Annotated in this window: 11 protein-coding genes; 4 read left to right on the top strand and 7 right to left on the bottom strand. The window is 46.8% G+C overall.

The window, feature by feature from the left end:
- Positions 1 to 57: 57 nt before the first annotated feature.
- Both recQ and IEX62_RS02330 read right to left on the bottom strand, forming a co-directional pair.
- Entirely contained in the window at positions 58 to 1,926 is a 1,869-nt protein-coding gene (gene recQ, locus IEX62_RS02335) for a DNA helicase RecQ (RefSeq protein WP_188773785.1), read from the bottom strand.
- Positions 1,927 to 2,373: 447 nt separating this feature from the next.
- Entirely contained in the window at positions 2,374 to 3,600 is a 1,227-nt protein-coding gene (locus IEX62_RS02330) for an FAD-dependent monooxygenase (RefSeq protein WP_188773784.1), read from the bottom strand.
- 135 nt (positions 3,601 to 3,735) lie between these two features.
- Between IEX62_RS02330 and IEX62_RS02325 the strand changes: the two genes are divergently transcribed.
- Positions 3,736 to 4,371, top strand: coding sequence for a TetR/AcrR family transcriptional regulator (locus IEX62_RS02325; RefSeq protein WP_188773783.1), 636 nt, complete (start codon positions 3,736 to 3,738; stop codon positions 4,369 to 4,371).
- Between the two features lie 267 nt (positions 4,372 to 4,638).
- Positions 4,639 to 5,985 carry a carboxypeptidase regulatory-like domain-containing protein gene (locus tag IEX62_RS02320; RefSeq protein WP_188773782.1) on the top strand — a complete coding sequence of 449 codons (1,347 nt, stop codon included), beginning with the start codon at positions 4,639 to 4,641 and terminating at the stop codon, positions 5,983 to 5,985.
- Between the two features lie 355 nt (positions 5,986 to 6,340).
- On the opposite strand, the gene IEX62_RS02315 is transcribed toward IEX62_RS02320, so the two are convergent.
- The 5 genes from IEX62_RS02315 to IEX62_RS02295 form a co-directional block, all read right to left on the bottom strand.
- The gene (locus IEX62_RS02315) at positions 6,341 to 7,762 is read right to left on the bottom strand and encodes an amino acid permease (RefSeq protein WP_188773781.1); all 1,422 of its coding nucleotides are present in this window, start codon (positions 7,760 to 7,762) and stop codon (positions 6,341 to 6,343) included.
- 47 nt (positions 7,763 to 7,809) lie between these two features.
- Positions 7,810 to 8,778, bottom strand: coding sequence for a homocysteine S-methyltransferase (mmuM, locus tag IEX62_RS02310; protein ID WP_188773780.1), 969 nt, complete (start codon positions 8,776 to 8,778; stop codon positions 7,810 to 7,812).
- 280 nt (positions 8,779 to 9,058) lie between these two features.
- Entirely contained in the window at positions 9,059 to 9,685 is a 627-nt protein-coding gene (locus tag IEX62_RS02305) for a nitroreductase family protein (protein ID WP_188773779.1), read from the bottom strand.
- An 800-nt stretch (positions 9,686 to 10,485) separates the two neighbouring features.
- Positions 10,486 to 11,883, bottom strand: a complete 1,398-nt coding sequence (locus IEX62_RS02300; RefSeq protein WP_229685593.1) for a family 43 glycosylhydrolase — start codon at positions 11,881 to 11,883, stop codon at positions 10,486 to 10,488.
- Positions 11,884 to 12,280: 397 nt separating this feature from the next.
- Positions 12,281 to 13,207 (bottom strand): LysR family transcriptional regulator, encoded by a 927-nt coding sequence (locus IEX62_RS02295; RefSeq protein ID WP_188773777.1) that lies wholly within the window; start codon positions 13,205 to 13,207, stop codon positions 12,281 to 12,283.
- Positions 13,208 to 13,423: 216 nt separating this feature from the next.
- Here IEX62_RS02295 and IEX62_RS02290 point away from each other — a divergent pair, with 216 nt between their 5' ends.
- Together IEX62_RS02290 and IEX62_RS02285 are read left to right on the top strand one after the other, a co-directional pair.
- Positions 13,424 to 14,659 (top strand): APC family permease, encoded by a 1,236-nt coding sequence (locus tag IEX62_RS02290; RefSeq protein ID WP_229685592.1) that lies wholly within the window; start codon positions 13,424 to 13,426, stop codon positions 14,657 to 14,659.
- Between the two features lie 649 nt (positions 14,660 to 15,308).
- Complete coding sequence (locus tag IEX62_RS02285; protein WP_188773775.1) at positions 15,309 to 15,893, top strand: hypothetical protein; 585 nt, start codon at positions 15,309 to 15,311, stop codon at positions 15,891 to 15,893.
- Positions 15,894 to 16,082: the final 189 nt, after the last annotated feature.

Genomic DNA, 16,082 nt, shown 5'->3' with positions numbered 1-16,082 from the left:
GTTCCCTTTTGTGTATATCGTTTTGATGCTAATCGTTCTCACACTGATCATCTTGTCTTAATATTCATCGCCATACGTGCTGTTCTCTTCCATCGATTTCTTTTGGAAAAAGGCAAGGAACGGCTCGCCATACTTACGATACTTCACTTCACCGACACCCTTGATCGTGAGCATCTCGCCCTCACTCTGTGGCTCGATCACACTCATCTCGCGCAGGGTCGCATCATTGAAAATAATATACGATGGTACGCCTTCGCGCGAAGCAAGCTCGCGGCGAATCAGGCGCAGCTGCTCGAAGATCGTTTCGTTCACGGCGGATAGCTCTTCACTGCCAGCACGAGAACGGCTACTCGATGCGCGTCCAGCTGGTGTCGCTACTGGCAATGGCGCACGTTGCATGACCTTATGCTGCCCTTTGAGCACCTCAGCAGCAAGCGGCTGTAATTTGACGACAGGATACTGACCTTCGGTGAGCAGTAGATAACCTTCTGCTGCCAGCACGTTGATGCGCTCGGAGATTTCTTTTTCCGTCAGATGTGACAGCAGACCATGTGTTGGTAGCTCGTCGAATTTGTATTGTAGAATCTTTTTGTTACGTGAGCCCTTGAGCACCTGTGCAACGACCGATACACCAAAACGCTCACGCAGTCGATAAATGCAGGAAAAAATCTTTTGCGCCTCAATCGTCGTATCCACCAGCTCACGGCTATCACGGCAGGAGCTACATTGACCGCAGGTCTCGCCGGAATGCTGCTCGCCAAAATAATCCAGCATCGCATTACGCAGACATTTGGTTGTATAGCAGTAGTCGATCATCTGCTGCATTTTACGATAGTCGTTATGCTTGCGATCGCCTTCATTCATATTTTGCTCCAGCAGGAACTTTTGCGTCATAATATCCTGTGGACTAAATAAAAGAATACATTCACTCGGATCGCCATCACGACCGGCACGTCCAGCCTCCTGAATGTAAGCCTCCATATTTTTCGGCATATTATAGTGAATGACATAGCGTACGTTCGACTTATCAATCCCCATCCCGAACGCATTGGTCGCTACGATCACACGCACATCATCATACAAAAAGGCTTCCTGGCTCTGGTCGCGCTCCTCATCGCTCATACCTGCATGATAACGTCCTGCCTGCACACCGCTGCTTAGCAGACGACTGTACAGATCGTCTACATCCTTACGTGTCGCTGCATAAATAATACCGGAATCATTCTCATGTGTACGCGCATAATCAATAACAAATTCCTTACGCTGCGTGCCCCGCAGTACCGACATCGACAGATTATCCCGTCCCAGTCCGGTAATAAATACCTCCGGGTGACGTAGCTGGAGCAGACGCAAAATATCGCTACGCACCTCCGGTGTCGCCGTTGCTGTAAACGCAGCTACCATCGGACGCTCTGGCATCTGATCGACAAATGGCGCAATTTCCAGATAGCTTGTGCGGAAATCATGTCCCCATTGCGATACACAGTGTGCTTCATCGACCGCAAGACAGGTAATATTCACACTGTTCATCTCATCGCGGAACCAGTCCAGCTCCAGCCGCTCCGGTGCAACATACAGCAGCTTCAGCTCACCACGACGTGCCGCGCGAATACGTTCATTCACTTCACGTCCACTCAGTGTGCTGTTAATATAGGCAGCCGGAATACCCGCCGCCTCCAGCGCATCCACCTGATCCTTCATCAGGGAGATCAGTGGCGAGATCACAAGCGTCACTCCATCATGCACCAGCGCTGGAATCTGATAACAGATCGACTTACCGCCACCGGTTGGCATAATACCGAGTGTATCCTGACGATCCAGCAGACTCGCTACAATCTTACGCTGACCTTCTCGGAAATCCTCATAACCAAAATATTTTTGCAGCAATTCTTGAGCCTGCTGCATTACAGGCGCCTGTATACTCATTCTTCAAAACTCCTGTCTATCTGAACTTAACGAGCTTCACATGTTACATATTTCAATTCATAGGCTTCTATTTCTATAGGGTAGGTTGTCATAGATAAACGTAATAATAGGTACTACCGATAGTGTACCTCTATACAAAGTGTACAAAAACATGCACACCGCACAGACGGCAAAAAGCAGCCCAGTAAGTAGGAGTACCTGCCTGGTCTGCTTTCTTTCCTTCTATTATAACTGATGAGCTGCTATTTTCCCAGCCTTTACGGTGATTATGCACGACTTTCTAAGGAATAGAAATTCATCGATTACAAATACCATTCTTCACTATCACATATCGTTCAAAAATAAACTGATACACGATCATTCTCTTCCATCTGTGCATTTTATAAGCACATATTACTCCATACGCCGGATTTTACAAAGGAAATCATGAGCGTACTATACTTCTTTTTATTTTTGCAATACGCTGGAATAGTCAGGCAGTTGCAGGGAACTATGCACATCACCAGAATCTCCTTCAGGCAATGTTAGCTTGCCGCCCTCATTCATCGCATCCAGCAATCTATTCCTTGCAATGATCTCGTCCGCTGTACGTGGCATCATAAAGGAAGCGTTATTCGCCAGTGCCTGATTCGCCTCGGCAAATGGTCGCATCATCTGTTCGTAAGCGACAAAGGCATCCTCGTAATGCTCATGAGTAGCCAGCTCTCCTGCCAGAATATACGCCCCGACCATCGCAAGACTACTGCCCTGTCCGGTTAGAAAAGAAGGTGCATGCGCCGAATCGCCTACAAATGCCACACGTCCTTTATGCCAGCTCGTTAGATGAATCTGACTCACGGTATCAAAATAAAAATCGTCTGCATGCAGCATATGCTGTACCAGTTCAGACGTGATCCAACCCTCTCCGGCAAAACAATCCGCTATACGTTTACGCTGCTGCTCTGTGTCCCGGTGATCGATATCCGGCATGTCCTCTGTCGCAAAATTCAAAAATGCGTGCATCGTATCACTGTCCTTTACCACCGACAAAATAGCATAGCGACCAGGCAACGCATACACGACGGATTCATAAGCAAGCCCCATCGTATTCGGTACAGTAAAGCCACCAAAACAGTAGCCTAAATAGCGCGTAAATGGCGCTTCATCCCCAAACACCAAACGACGTGTATTGGAGTGCATTCCATCCGCGCCAATGACGATATCGAATGTATCCTGGTGACCGCTTTTAAAACGTACCTGAACCCCATTCTCGTCTTCGTGCATCGCCACGATCGAGTCATCGAAACGATACTGGATCGGCTGCTTCAGCGTCAAATTGTACAATTCCGCAGTCAATTCACCACGCGGCAGATCGATATCTCTTGTCGCTGAACCACCTGTGAGCATGATCGGTTTTATCACTCCTGCTACGCTGCCATCTGGATGCAAAAAAGTGACCTTTTCCGAATGAATATTTTTTTGCTGTAAACGATCATAAATCCCCATCTGTTCCGCAACATTCACAGCAGTTCCACGCACATCAATCGGATAGCCACCGCTTCTGACTGCTCTGGATAGTTCGACTACGGTCACATCAAATCCATATCTTGCTAACCAGTACGCCAGTGTAGGTCCAGCAATGCTTGCACCGGAAATCAAGATCTTCGAAATTTTAGAAATCAGTCTATTCGTCATCGGATAACCTTCTTTTCATTTATTTAAGGTACTAATAGTACCTTATTTGAATATGATATTATAGGTGTAGCTAAAAAACAACTATAAACAGGCAATGTATTTATATTTATATTTATATTCGGAAGGTGCACAGCGATGAATACAAATAAACAACCAAATCAGCAGAACGACACATCCACCAAAAACACTCGCCGACGCGGCGAAGTGTTGGAAAATGCATTATTACAAGCGGCATGGGATGAATTAAACGAAGTCGGATATAGCGAGATGTCGATGGATGGCGTGGCTGCGCGCGCCCAGACGAATAAAAATGCGCTCTATCGCCGTTGGCCAAGCAAAAGTGAGCTTGTTATTGCAGCTATTATTAAATATCTGCCCCGCCCTGCCATGAAGGCACCGGATACAGGTAATCTACGCGATGATGTGCTTACCTTTCTGCTGCAAATTACAGACACGATCCAGATGGTCGGTGCTGAAACGGTGTTTGGCATTCTAGCAGACTATGGAGATCGCACCATTCTCGGTTCATTAGCGGATTTTAAGGAAAAGGTACAGGATGATAGCCTGAATTCGATTATGCGAGATATTTTACAGCATGCTGTGAAGCGGGGCGAAGTCGCACCGGAAGCGATCCGATCACGTATTGTATCTCTACCGTTTGATCTGATCCGGTATGAATTTTTGATCAAGCAGCAGATGCTAACTACAGAGACGGTAACCGAAATTGTCGATTATATTTTCCTGCCGCTGGTACTGCTCAATCGAAATTAAATTCGCAAAGAACTGAAAATGAAAAATCAAACGATGCTGAACTGATGCATAGCACACAGATGAAAAAGCACAAACGGTTGCTAGCCTTGCAATCGTTTGTGCTTTTTCTCATGAAATGATTCAAGCCTTTGTAACTATTACTAAAGCATCAGATTCATATGACATAAATCGGATAATAAGGGACTTAAAGTATAAAATTAGGTTGACATCTAGTTATTTAGCTTTATACTAAAACCGTTATTAAATCCATATAAAGGAGATAAATACATGAAATTGAAATTTGTAGGAATGGCTGCACTCGCGCTATCCATCGGTATGGCAGGGATGAATCCAGGTGCAATGGCACAAAGTAGCTCCGGCACCGCCGCATTCCCAAAAAACCAGACGTTACAGCCACTTGCCGCGCAAGTCCAACCTGCCACTGTACATAACAGCAAATCCGCTCCGGCACAACATATCCCTCTATCTGATGTAGCCTCTGCTCGTAGCTTCGCCGCTGTGACAGCGACAGATAATACATACGGCAGCAATACTTCGCCTGGCACCGCAGAAGAGATTAGTACAGACACAACGATTCCCGGTTATATCGATCAGCAGGGCGGAGCACGCTGGTATTATACGAATGTAACTAGCTCATTAAAATTGACTGCGTTTCTGTCGACCGGAACGAGCAATGTAGACTATGACCTCGCCCTGTATCGCTTGAACACCGCTACCTCCACACTGGAGCAAGTATCGTATTCTAGCAAAGGTGCAGGACAATATGAGCTGCTTAGCTATCTGGCAACACCGGGATATTATTTTATTAGTGTAACCTCGTATCAAGGTTCTGATACGACGAATCCATTCGTATTATTCACGACACTGTCAGACAGTTATGACCAGAACGAGCCAGACGACAATCCATTCTTTGCCAAGGATCGCGGTACTGCTCCATTCATCAGCCAACAAAATATAGATAACCTGCTGGATGAGGATTGGACGAAAATTACACTGAATGCTCAAAGTAAAGTGAATTTGCGTCTGAATAATACGTCATCCAACGGCTCGTATGTGATCCAGCTGTGGGATGCTAATCTACAAAGCCTCGGTTCCCTTGCTCAAAATGCAGACGGACAGATCACCCTGCCCGCAGGTAGCTATTATATTCAGGTGTATGCTCCGTCGACCTTTGATATCACTACACCATACACATTAAGCGTGAATTATCAAAATGCAGCGATTGCTCGTGTCGCTGTGAGTGAAATTACATCCGATCGTGGCGTACAGGGCTTTATCGACTATGGTTACGGTAAAAAATGGCGTGTCGGCTACAACATTACGGTAAAAGGACGTGCCTTTGATGCAACAGGTGTTCCGGTTGGCAATGGCATCGTGACTGTAGGTGTACAGACGCGAGTAGGAAATAATACCGTTGTGGTGAACGGAAATACCGACAGTCTCGGCTACTTCTCCATTCCAATGAATATCGGCCCTGCTGCTGGACAATATAGCTATCGCGGTCCGGTATCGACGCATTATTTTGATATCATTCCAATCGTATTCCTGAGCAATAACAAACAATTGAATGCAGATATTAACAGCCTGTATCACTACGCATACAGCATTAATTAATGGAGAACATCGAGATCGTAACAGATGACGATTCGTCTATACAGCTGCTGAAATAGCATTCGATTCGCCATGCTCGATCTGCTACTATCGATGAACACATGATAAAAAGCACACGTATTCCGAAGTAACTCGGATACGTGTGCTTTTTTGTACAATTCTATAGGTGATGCCAATGTTCGATGTTCGATGTTCGATGTTCGATGTTCGATGTTCGATGTTCGATGTTCGATGTTCGATGTTCGATGTTCGATGTTCGATGTTCGATGTTCGATGTTCGATGTTCGATGTTCGATGTTCGATGTTCGATGTTCGATGTTCGATGTTCGATGTTCGATGTTCGATGTTCGATGTTCGATCAATGGTGACTGCTGGTCTTGCCCTTTTGCAACCTGTTTTGAATAAAATAGGCAACATAGCATAGCACCATAAATGCCAGTCCACAATAAAACGCCAGACTCTGATTCGGATCAAACGCAATTCCGATGCAGGACGCCAGACAGAGGACAAAGGCAGCGATCGGCACCAACGGATACAGTGGCGCGCGATACTTCAAATCCTCAATTCGGTTTCCTTCACGTACATACTGACGCCGGAACATATAGTGCGATGCCGAGATGCCCATCCACACGACGACAACGGCAAAGCCCGATACCGAAACGAGGAAAATATACACCGTATCCGGCGCAATCACGCTCGTCAGCAAAGCCAGACCGCCGCCGATCATACTGAAAATCATCGCATTCAGTGGAATGCCAGCTCTCGTCAGACGACCGAATACCGGTGGAAGTAGCTTCTCGGACGACAGCGACCATAGCATACGTGAGCAAGCATACAAGCCGGAATTCGCTGCGGACAGCAGTGCCGTAATAATCACAAAGTTCATCAGATCAGCTGCATACGGAATACCGATCCGGTCAAACACCATTACAAATGGGCTTTCAATTACACCTGCCTGACGCCACGGAATCAGCGCCGATAATACAAAGATCGTGCCGACGAAGAAAATAATCAAACGCCCCACCGTCGCTTTGATCGCGCGTGGAATATTTTTCTCCGGCTCTATACTTTCCCCTGCCGCAATACCAATCAGCTCTGTACCGGAAAATGCAAAATTGACCGATAGCATCGCCATAAAAATCGGAAAAATCCCATTAGGGAAAAGCCCACCATCACTCGTAAAATTAGACAGCAATGGAGCACCACCCGATTCCTTCATCGGTAATAGACCGAATACGGCTGCTCCACCCAGTACGATAAATACCAGAATAACCGCTACCTTAATCCCTGAGAACCAAAATTCCGCCTCAGCGAATGAACGCACGGAGAAAGCATTTAACAAAAAGACCAGTAATGCAAAAATACCGCTCCACAACCAGACCGAGCTGTCGGGAAACCACCGTTGCATGAGCAAACCTGCCGCCGTAAATTCAGAACCAAGGGCTACTGCCCACGTAAGCCAGTACATCCAGGCAATCATATAGCCTGTTCCCGGGCCGATAAACCGTGCTGCATACGTATGGAATGCTCCCGTCACTGGCATGTATACCGCCAGTTCGCCCAGACAGAGCATGACCAGATAGACGACCAGCGCCCCAACCAGATACGCAATAATCGTACCGAGTGGGCCTGCCTGATTAATTGTGTACCCCGAGCTTAAAAACAAACCCGTACCAATTACGCCGCCTAGCGATAGCATCACCAGATGGCGACTTTTCATTTTGCGTTGAAACTCTCCTCCCCGGGATTCCGGGTGCTCCTGATCCTGCTGTACCGACATCGAACTCCTACCTTTCACTTTCTATAATCAATCCGTACTGTATCAACTTAGGAGCGTATCGCTGCTCCAACTTCAGCAATATCCGCTGGTGTTGTGCGACAGCAACCGCCGATCAAGCGTGCGCCCAGCTCATACCATGTGCGTGCATGCTCGCCATAGCTTCCTGCGCAGGCTGTGCCGTGCCATGTTTTCGTAACCGGATCGTATTGCTCCCCGGAGTTCGGGTACACGAGGATCGGCTTGGACGTATGTGCACTAATCGCTTCGATCAAAGCAGGAATATACTCCAGCGCCGTACAGTTAATTCCGAGCGCTGCGACCTGCTCATGACCATCCAGCCAGACTGCACAATCAGTCACCGCTTCGCCGCTGCTAATATGCGCACCATCGCGCGCACTAAAGCTAATCCATGCGTACACATTCGGGAATTGCTCCAGCGCACGGACAATCGCCTGAGCTTCCACCAGACAAGGAATCGTCTCACAGGCAAGCACATCGGCTCCTGCTTCGATTAATATGCGCATGCGATCATAATGGAAGTCGTACAGCTCTTGCTCGCTCAATCCATAATCACCACGATACTCAGAGCCGTCTGCCAGATAAGCGCCATACGGTCCGACCGATGCGGCAACCAGTGGACGTGGACGTGATGCTAGCGCCTGACCACCAGCGTCTTGTACAGGCGTTGCATCAGTATAGCCTTTCCAAAAAGCATCGCGCTCCTGCACAGCTAGCTGCACTGAACGAGCGATCAGCGCGGTCGCATCTTCCGCCGATAACCCACGCTCCATAAATCCACTTACCGTTGCCTGATAGCTAGCTGTAATCGCACAATCCGCACCTGCTTCAAAATAGCGACGATGCACGCCTGCAATCGCCTGCGGATTATCGAGCAATAAACGTGCCGACCAGAGATCATCGTTCAGATCCGCACCATCCTTTTCCAGCTCTGTCGCCATCGCACCGTCCAAAATAATGAGCGGGTATTGATCCAGTATGTTTTTAATATGATTCATGCTTTACTCCTTTCAAGCCATAAAGTTATGGCGGTCACCAGACACCTTGTTCTGTCTCACGATGTCACTTTATTGTGAACGTATTTTAGATGATTATTGGTTATTTGTAAACCATTGTTTGATGAATACGTCGACTATCCTACAATACAAAACGACGCTAACAACATGTACGTTGCTAGCGCCGTTTAAGTACTTTCGTATAGCTAAACTATATCGATGCTGAGCTATCCACATCATTAGTAGTAGCTCAAGCAGATGATCCACCTTACTTGTTGAACGATCAGAATTGATTATAACTTACAAATTCACCGACCGGCTTGCGGTAGCCGCGAACGCGCTGACTGTTGGTGTCTTCTTTGCCGAGTGTGATCATCAGAACAGGAACGTAACGGTCTGGAACAGAAAGAACCTCTTTGACTGCCTCCGGATCAAAACCGATCATCGGGCACGTATCCCAGCCTTTATCTTTGGCAGCGAGCATGAAGGACATCGCAGACAGGCTGGCGTTACGGATCGCTTCGTCATGCTGGTACGATTCGCCCTGCTGCTTGTACGGCGCTTGTGCCATTTCGATCGTCTGATCGTATTCCTGTTGATTCAATACGCCCAGATGAAGCAGACCTTCATAGATTTGCGGTGCATTCAGATACGCATCCTTATGCCCGAGTACCACGATAACTGCGGAAGACGTTAATACCTTGTACTGCTTGTACGCTGCCTCATAAAGCTTCTGCTTCATATCTGCATCCTGTACAACTACATAGTGGGCATGCTGCAAGTTGGAAGCAGATGGACTATATTTAACCAGCTCAAAAATCTCATCCAGCTCATGACGGCTGATTTCCACATTTTGAATAAATTTATTCGCCGATCTTCTCTGTTTCATTACATCAGTCAATTCACTCATCGTCATCGTCCCCTCGTTCAGTTGGCTATATTATTGTTTCGATATTAAGATAAAAACAATATAACTTACTTTTAGTAAAATAACAACAAAAAGTTACTAATAGAGTCTATTTAATTTTATCCAATTACCTCTTACTAATTTATGTACGTCACGTATCCTATTTATCATCGGTCAGCAGCAACAAGTTATTAAGCAATCTTTGAAAATAACTTTCCCTTACCTGCTCCCCCCACTCGATTGCGATGAAGCCATTGCTTATCCACCATACATGCACCCATAACAAAAACATCTGCCCTACCCTAAGGTCATTTGCAGATGCTTTTGTTCACGATTTATATTTACATAATTCTGCTTACTACATCCCATTTGGGAATTTTACATACACATTTAAAGGAAATTAGCACTTCAAGCACTTCAAGCACTTCAAGCACTTCAAGCACTTCAAGCACTTAAGATACTTCAGACACTTTAAAAGCTTCAACATCTTTAAACGTTTCAAATTCTACTTCCACAACTAAAGAATAAAATCATTACACTCGCGAATGCGAGTAAAGAGGTACTTCTGTTGCAATCCGCACAGAACGGAGGGAAGGAAATAAGGGGTAAGGACGACTTTTGAGCACGGGAATCTACATTCTCTCCCCTTTCGTAGATTCCTGTGCGATACCGGAGTCCGTCCCCTTATTCCTTCCCAGAGTGCATGATGCACAAAAAACACCATTACCTCCCCATCCATCCTATCGAATTTCAAAAATTACCTCTTCCACCTAGTAAGCATTCTTAACGCTCACAACCCATGATTAATTCCCAAACACCCTCACTTCATACAGCGTCGGCGTATACCAATTATTCGGATTATTATGCAGTACCGCATTCACCATATTAATCCGCACATACCGCGCATTAAACGACACCTGATCCGTTGTAAATCCATATGTCGTATTATTCGTACGATCAATCGTCGTATAATTTACACCATCCGTACTGTACTCAATTTTATATTTGTAATAGCCTTCCGACCCCTTGTACATAAACCACGAAATATCCACCTCATTGATCGATTTTACCGAACCAAGATCCACCTGCCACCATGCAGGCCAGGATGACGAGGTTGCTGCCCAGGAAGTTTGCGCGTTGCCATCATTGGCATTGGAGGCTGGATTAGCAGTCGTGGCAGAGATTGCCGTTGCTGTTTTGCCGAGTGCATGATTCGTCCGTGCTGGAGTGGAGATTGTGCCAGCCGCCGCATCGATATTCCAGCTACTATACCAGTCCAGTGTGGCTGTACGTGCGCTATCGTTCAGTGTCAGTGGTAGCCAGATGAATTTGTGATCACTCAGATTGAGCGGATTCCAGCGGTCGCCCATATAAATATAACTGGTGCCTGAGCTACCGCTGATCGTAGCGATCGAATGAATCTGTGTCGCATAGGCAGAAGGATCACCAAATGGAGATAATGCCGACCAGGTGCCTGTCATCGACGATGCCGTCGCATAAGCGCCCTGATTCGGATACCAGCCGGATGCCTGGGAGGTGAACAGATAATAGGTGCTACCCTTTTTCACCACGGCTGGAGCTTCGCGATACGCATTATCGAATACCCAGCCGACAAAAGAAGATACATTCGTATAATCCGCCGTCAATTGGAAAATCGCCATCGTATTGTTGGCACCGCCGTTATTTTGGCGGGAAGCCGTGATCAGATATGCTTTGCCATCAGTATCCACGAATACGGTCATGTCGCGTGATTCGTAGCCCATCGGACGGAAGCTACCCTGATACACGAAATTGCCGTCCGGTGTATCACTCGTTGCCACTGCTACACGAGCAAGCGAATAGTCGGAGCCATTTTCATAATGTGCCCATAGTACATACTTTTTAGTAGCAGCATTATAAATGACTTTAGGACGTTCAATTTTGCTGGAGTTCAGCTCAGTGGCCGAGCTTTTAGTCAGAATGCTATTGCCGAATGTCCAATTTTTCAGATCGGTCGATGTATAGACATTTACTTTATCAAAGGTGCCATTGGTTGCATGCTCGCCATACCAGTAATAGGTGGAGCCGACTTTGAGAATATTACCGCTGTTCGCTTGGATCGGATTCCCTGACGTATCCTTCCAGTCGGTGCCATTTGTGATCGTTACACTCGCTGCCTGTGCAGTATGCCCACCTAATCCTAAACCCGTTAGCAGCAGCAAAAGCGCAAGGCTTGTTGCCCAGATTTGACGCGAACTCCATTTGCCTTTACCCACATCATACGCCTCCTTGAGATCGGTTGAAGTCGATTAATAACGATTTCACACTCATTCTAGTTATTATTGGAAGCGTTTACAATAAAACAATATGGAACGGTTTTATAAATAAATGGAGAGTCGATGAAGAGAAGATAGCTTGCTTATTTTGCCTGTACCATGCTTACTATCTTCTCCTGATATCATTTGCCCAAGCTCCTATGCACAGTTTAACTCTTATAAATCAGTGGCTTATAGCATCTTCCTCGTTTTCGATAGAGAAAGTGCCATAGAACTAAGAAGAGATTTACATAAATTGATCAGGGATATACAACTACAACTACAACTACAACTACAACTACAACTACAACTGACTGTACGCCAACCCCGCCGACTTCCGCCAATGCTCGGCATGCTTATGTGCCATCTCGATAAAGCGACTTTGCGCGGGCGACTGCCACTTTTTCGTATGATAGCTAATATAAGTCGATACACGCTGGTCGGTATCATCCCAGTTCAGCGCAACCATCTTGCCTTCCTCTAGCTCACGCTGCACCGTTATGAACGGGAGAAATGCTAATCCCAGGCCTGCCATCGTACACTGCTTGATCGCTTCATTACTCCAAAATTCAATGCTCGGATCAAGGAAAATACCATGTCGATTCAGTACCTTTTCAAATAAAACACGGTAGCTACAGCCTGACTCGGTATTCAAAATCGTCTGCTCTCGCAAATGAGAGGGCTCTACCACAGACAGCTCTGTCAGCTTATGATCGGGCGGCGCGACGAGTGCCATCTTCTCCTCTACTAGCAGATCGATCTTTAATTCATAATCCTCAATACGCTCCTGTAGCAAAAAGACAATATCCAGCTCTCCACGCCGAAGCAGCTCCTGCAATTCATTACAGCCACCCGGCTTCAAAATAATCTGCACCGCTGGATACAGCTGTCGGAATTCCTTAATGATCGGCGGCAGACGAAACGCAGCCAGCGATTCCGGTGCACCGATATGCAGTACACCACCAAGCTGATCACCAGTAGCACCGATTGCTTCGCGTGCCAGATTGTGCATCCGTGCAATTTCCTGAGCATAGGGCTGTAGCCGTCGTCCAGCGTCCGTCAGTAGAATGCGTTTATGAATACGATCAAATAACGGTGTGCCCAGCTCCTGCTCCAATGCCTGAATTTGCGCTGTTACACTGGACTGTGCGTAATCCAGCTTACGTGCAGCAGCCGTAAAGCTTCCCGTCTCCACAACGGTTAAAAATGTAAACAGATGACGCGATTCCATCTGATCTCCTCCTTTTCCCATCGCTAATTCCGATGGATAACATTCGAATAATCCGTTTTACCGATGCATCTATTATCTGCTACGCTAAGGTAAATAACAAGGAAAGCAGGAACATTTATTATGACCATTTCGCGTCACACCGTAGCTGGCGAACGTTCAGCCAGTACATCCACTCCTACGACAAGCTCTACTTCACAGCTTACTCGCCATATTAATATGCCGCAGGCAGTCGCACTCTATATCGGGGCTGTCGTTGGCTCTGGCATTCTGATCACACCTGGCATCACCGCACGTATGGCAGGCCCGTCTGCACTCATTGCATGGGGCTGCATGGCATTGCTAATTTTGCCACTGGCGTTATCAATGGGGCTATTATCCGCACGCTATCCGAATGCTGGCGGTGTATCTCACTTTGTATCGCTCGCCTTCGGGCCGCGTATTGGCGCGCTGATCGGCTGGTTTTTCCTGATGTCTGTCCCGATTGGTGCGCCAGTCGCCGCCTTGACCGGGGCTGGCTATTTGACCGCTGCACTCGGCTGGAGCGAGCCGATCCGTATTCTGATCGCTGCTGCCCTGCTACTGATCAGCCTATCCATTAACTGGGTCGGATTTCAGCTTGCCGGGAAAATTCAGGTCATTGTCGTCGGTGCAATTATTGTCGTACTCGGTGTCGCCATCATAGTCGCACTACCGGATATGCGCGTGGCTAATTTCACACCATTTATGCCGCACGGCTGGTTCCCGGTCGGTCAATCGGCAGCTATGCTATTCTGGTGCTTTATCGGCTGGGAAGCGGTATCCCATCTATCCGAAGAATTTGAAAATCCACAAAAGGCAGCCGTACGCGGTGTTATTATCGCCGCTTCGATTGTTGGCTTGCTGTACTTGCTCACAGCGATCGTTACGATCGGAACGCAAAGCTATCTGAGCGGAGCCGACGCATCGCTTGCCCATCTGATTGGCAGCAGGCTCGGATGGTGGGGCGCGATTCTGTCCGGTCTGACCGCTGCCTGTATCTGTACAGCTACATGTATCGCCTATATCGGCGCAGCTTCCCGTGTCGCCTTTGCCTTATCCCGTAATGGATATGCGGCACGCCGCTTCAGCCACCTCTCTCCCCGCTTTCGTACACCGATCGTCGGGATCAGCTTTTTAGCACTATGCTTTGTCATCATTTTATCCCTGTATTCCACAGGCTTGTTAAAGCTGGAGCTGCTACTACAATTGCCAAACTCATCCTTCATCCTCACCTACCTGGCAGGCTGCGCAGCTGGCATACGTTTACTATGGAAAGAACAACTAGGACGCTGGATCAGCAGCATCTCTTTCCTGTTCACCCTAATCGTATTCCCATTCACCGGCTGGGCAATCCTCTACCCATTAACCATCACCATCATATTCTGGCTATTCACACGTAAAGGAGCGAAAAGACATTCGAAATCAACCCCTTAAACGCGCCAAAGCACTTTACCTTGATCACTTCACCTCTCACCTTAGCCGTATCATAGGTAAAGTTAATGCTATACAGTAGAAATAAACCAGTTGTACAGCACAAATAAGCCAATGATGCAATTGCACCATCTAAACGTAACTTTATAAAGCAACTCAGACCTAAAGATAAATAAACCAACGTTTAAAAGGAATAAGAAAAAGAGTAAACAAAAGTAAACAACACTTAAAAATCGAAGTTATTCCCATCTCCCACTTCGGCAAACAAACTCGTGTGAATGCAAACTAATGAATGCAAGGAGCTCGGAACGAAGGGAAGGAAATAAGGAGAAAGGACGACCTTTGAGCCCGGGAATCTACATTCACTACCCATTCGTAGATTCCTGGGCGATACCGGAGTCCATCCCCTTATTCCTTCCCGGAGTGGTCGAACTCCCAGCACATTATTTCACTCACACAAATCACTCATTTTATTTCATACACTTTTCACACATCTATTCCATTGTTCTCACATAATCCCTTGTTAAGATGAACTTACATCAGCAGCAAGCAATCACAAGCTACCGAGTCCGGAAGCGACAGCATCCGCCGGACGCGCATACGGTAGCCGAGAACCTGCGAACTGCTCAAACTTATAATGAGGTGACTTGAAATGAACAAATGGACAAAAAACGTAGCAGCATTGGTAGCAGCAATTAGCGTACTGGGTGGAGCAAGCAGCGTATTCGCAGCTACACCAGCAACAACAACTCCAGCTAAAAAGGTAGTAGCTTCCAAGCCAGCAACAAGCACAACTGCAAAAACAACTGCTTCCAAAACAACAAAAGCAGAACCAACGAAAAAAGCCGCTTCCACTCACAAAGCAACTGCTAAAAAAGCAACTCATAAAAAAGCAGCCCACAAAAAGGCTACACACAAAAAAGCAACTCATAAAAAAGCTACGCACAAAAAAGTGTCCCATAAAGCAAAAACGCACAAAACAAAAGTAGTAGCTCACAAAAACAAAGCAGCAGCTCACAAAGTTGCAGCTGTTAAAAAAGCTTCTGCTCACAAAGCGAAACAAGCTAGCCACAAAGCAACTGCTGCTCACAAAAAAGCCGCTCACAAAGCAAAACAAGCGTCCCACAAAGCAGCTGCAAAAACAGTGAAAAAATCTTCTGTAAAAGCACCTACAACTAAAAAAGCTACAACAACTGCTCCTGCAACTAAAAAAGCAGCTACAACATCCCATAAATAAGAATTCGGATTGATTCTCCCCCAGAATCAACCAGCTGAACCGATATTCCTTCGGACAGCATAAGCTTCAACTCCTGCGTTCATGTTGATTCAAATGCCTTTAGCTTTGATCCAGGGCAAAGCTGAAGGTCGGGAGCACACCCTCCCACCTGCAAAAACTTGCTGCGAAAAGACGGAATACTCTACGGAG

Origin of the sequence: Paenibacillus hunanensis (genome assembly GCF_014645615.1) — a bacterium.
GTDB classification, from domain to species: Bacteria; Bacillota; Bacilli; order Paenibacillales; family Paenibacillaceae; genus Saccharibacillus; species Saccharibacillus hunanensis.
This window is presented reverse-complemented; position numbering and strand designations above follow the sequence as displayed.

Coding starts and splice junctions, on each gene's coding strand:
- IEX62_RS02320 (WP_188773782.1), top strand. CDS start 4,639: ATGAAATTGAAATTTGTAGGAATGGCTGCACTCGCGCTATCCATCGGT.
- IEX62_RS02305 (WP_188773779.1), bottom strand. CDS start 9,685: ATGAGTGAATTGACTGATGTAATGAAACAGAGAAGATCGGCGAATAAA.
- IEX62_RS02290 (WP_229685592.1), top strand. CDS start 13,424: ATGCCGCAGGCAGTCGCACTCTATATCGGGGCTGTCGTTGGCTCTGGC.
- recQ (WP_188773785.1), bottom strand. CDS start 1,926: ATGAGTATACAGGCGCCTGTAATGCAGCAGGCTCAAGAATTGCTGCAA.
- IEX62_RS02325 (WP_188773783.1), top strand. CDS start 3,736: ATGAATACAAATAAACAACCAAATCAGCAGAACGACACATCCACCAAA.
- mmuM (WP_188773780.1), bottom strand. CDS start 8,778: ATGAATCATATTAAAAACATACTGGATCAATACCCGCTCATTATTTTG.
- IEX62_RS02330 (WP_188773784.1), bottom strand. CDS start 3,600: ATGACGAATAGACTGATTTCTAAAATTTCGAAGATCTTGATTTCCGGT.
- IEX62_RS02285 (WP_188773775.1), top strand. CDS start 15,309: ATGAACAAATGGACAAAAAACGTAGCAGCATTGGTAGCAGCAATTAGC.
- IEX62_RS02315 (WP_188773781.1), bottom strand. CDS start 7,762: ATGTCGGTACAGCAGGATCAGGAGCACCCGGAATCCCGGGGAGGAGAG.
- IEX62_RS02295 (WP_188773777.1), bottom strand. CDS start 13,207: ATGGAATCGCGTCATCTGTTTACATTTTTAACCGTTGTGGAGACGGGA.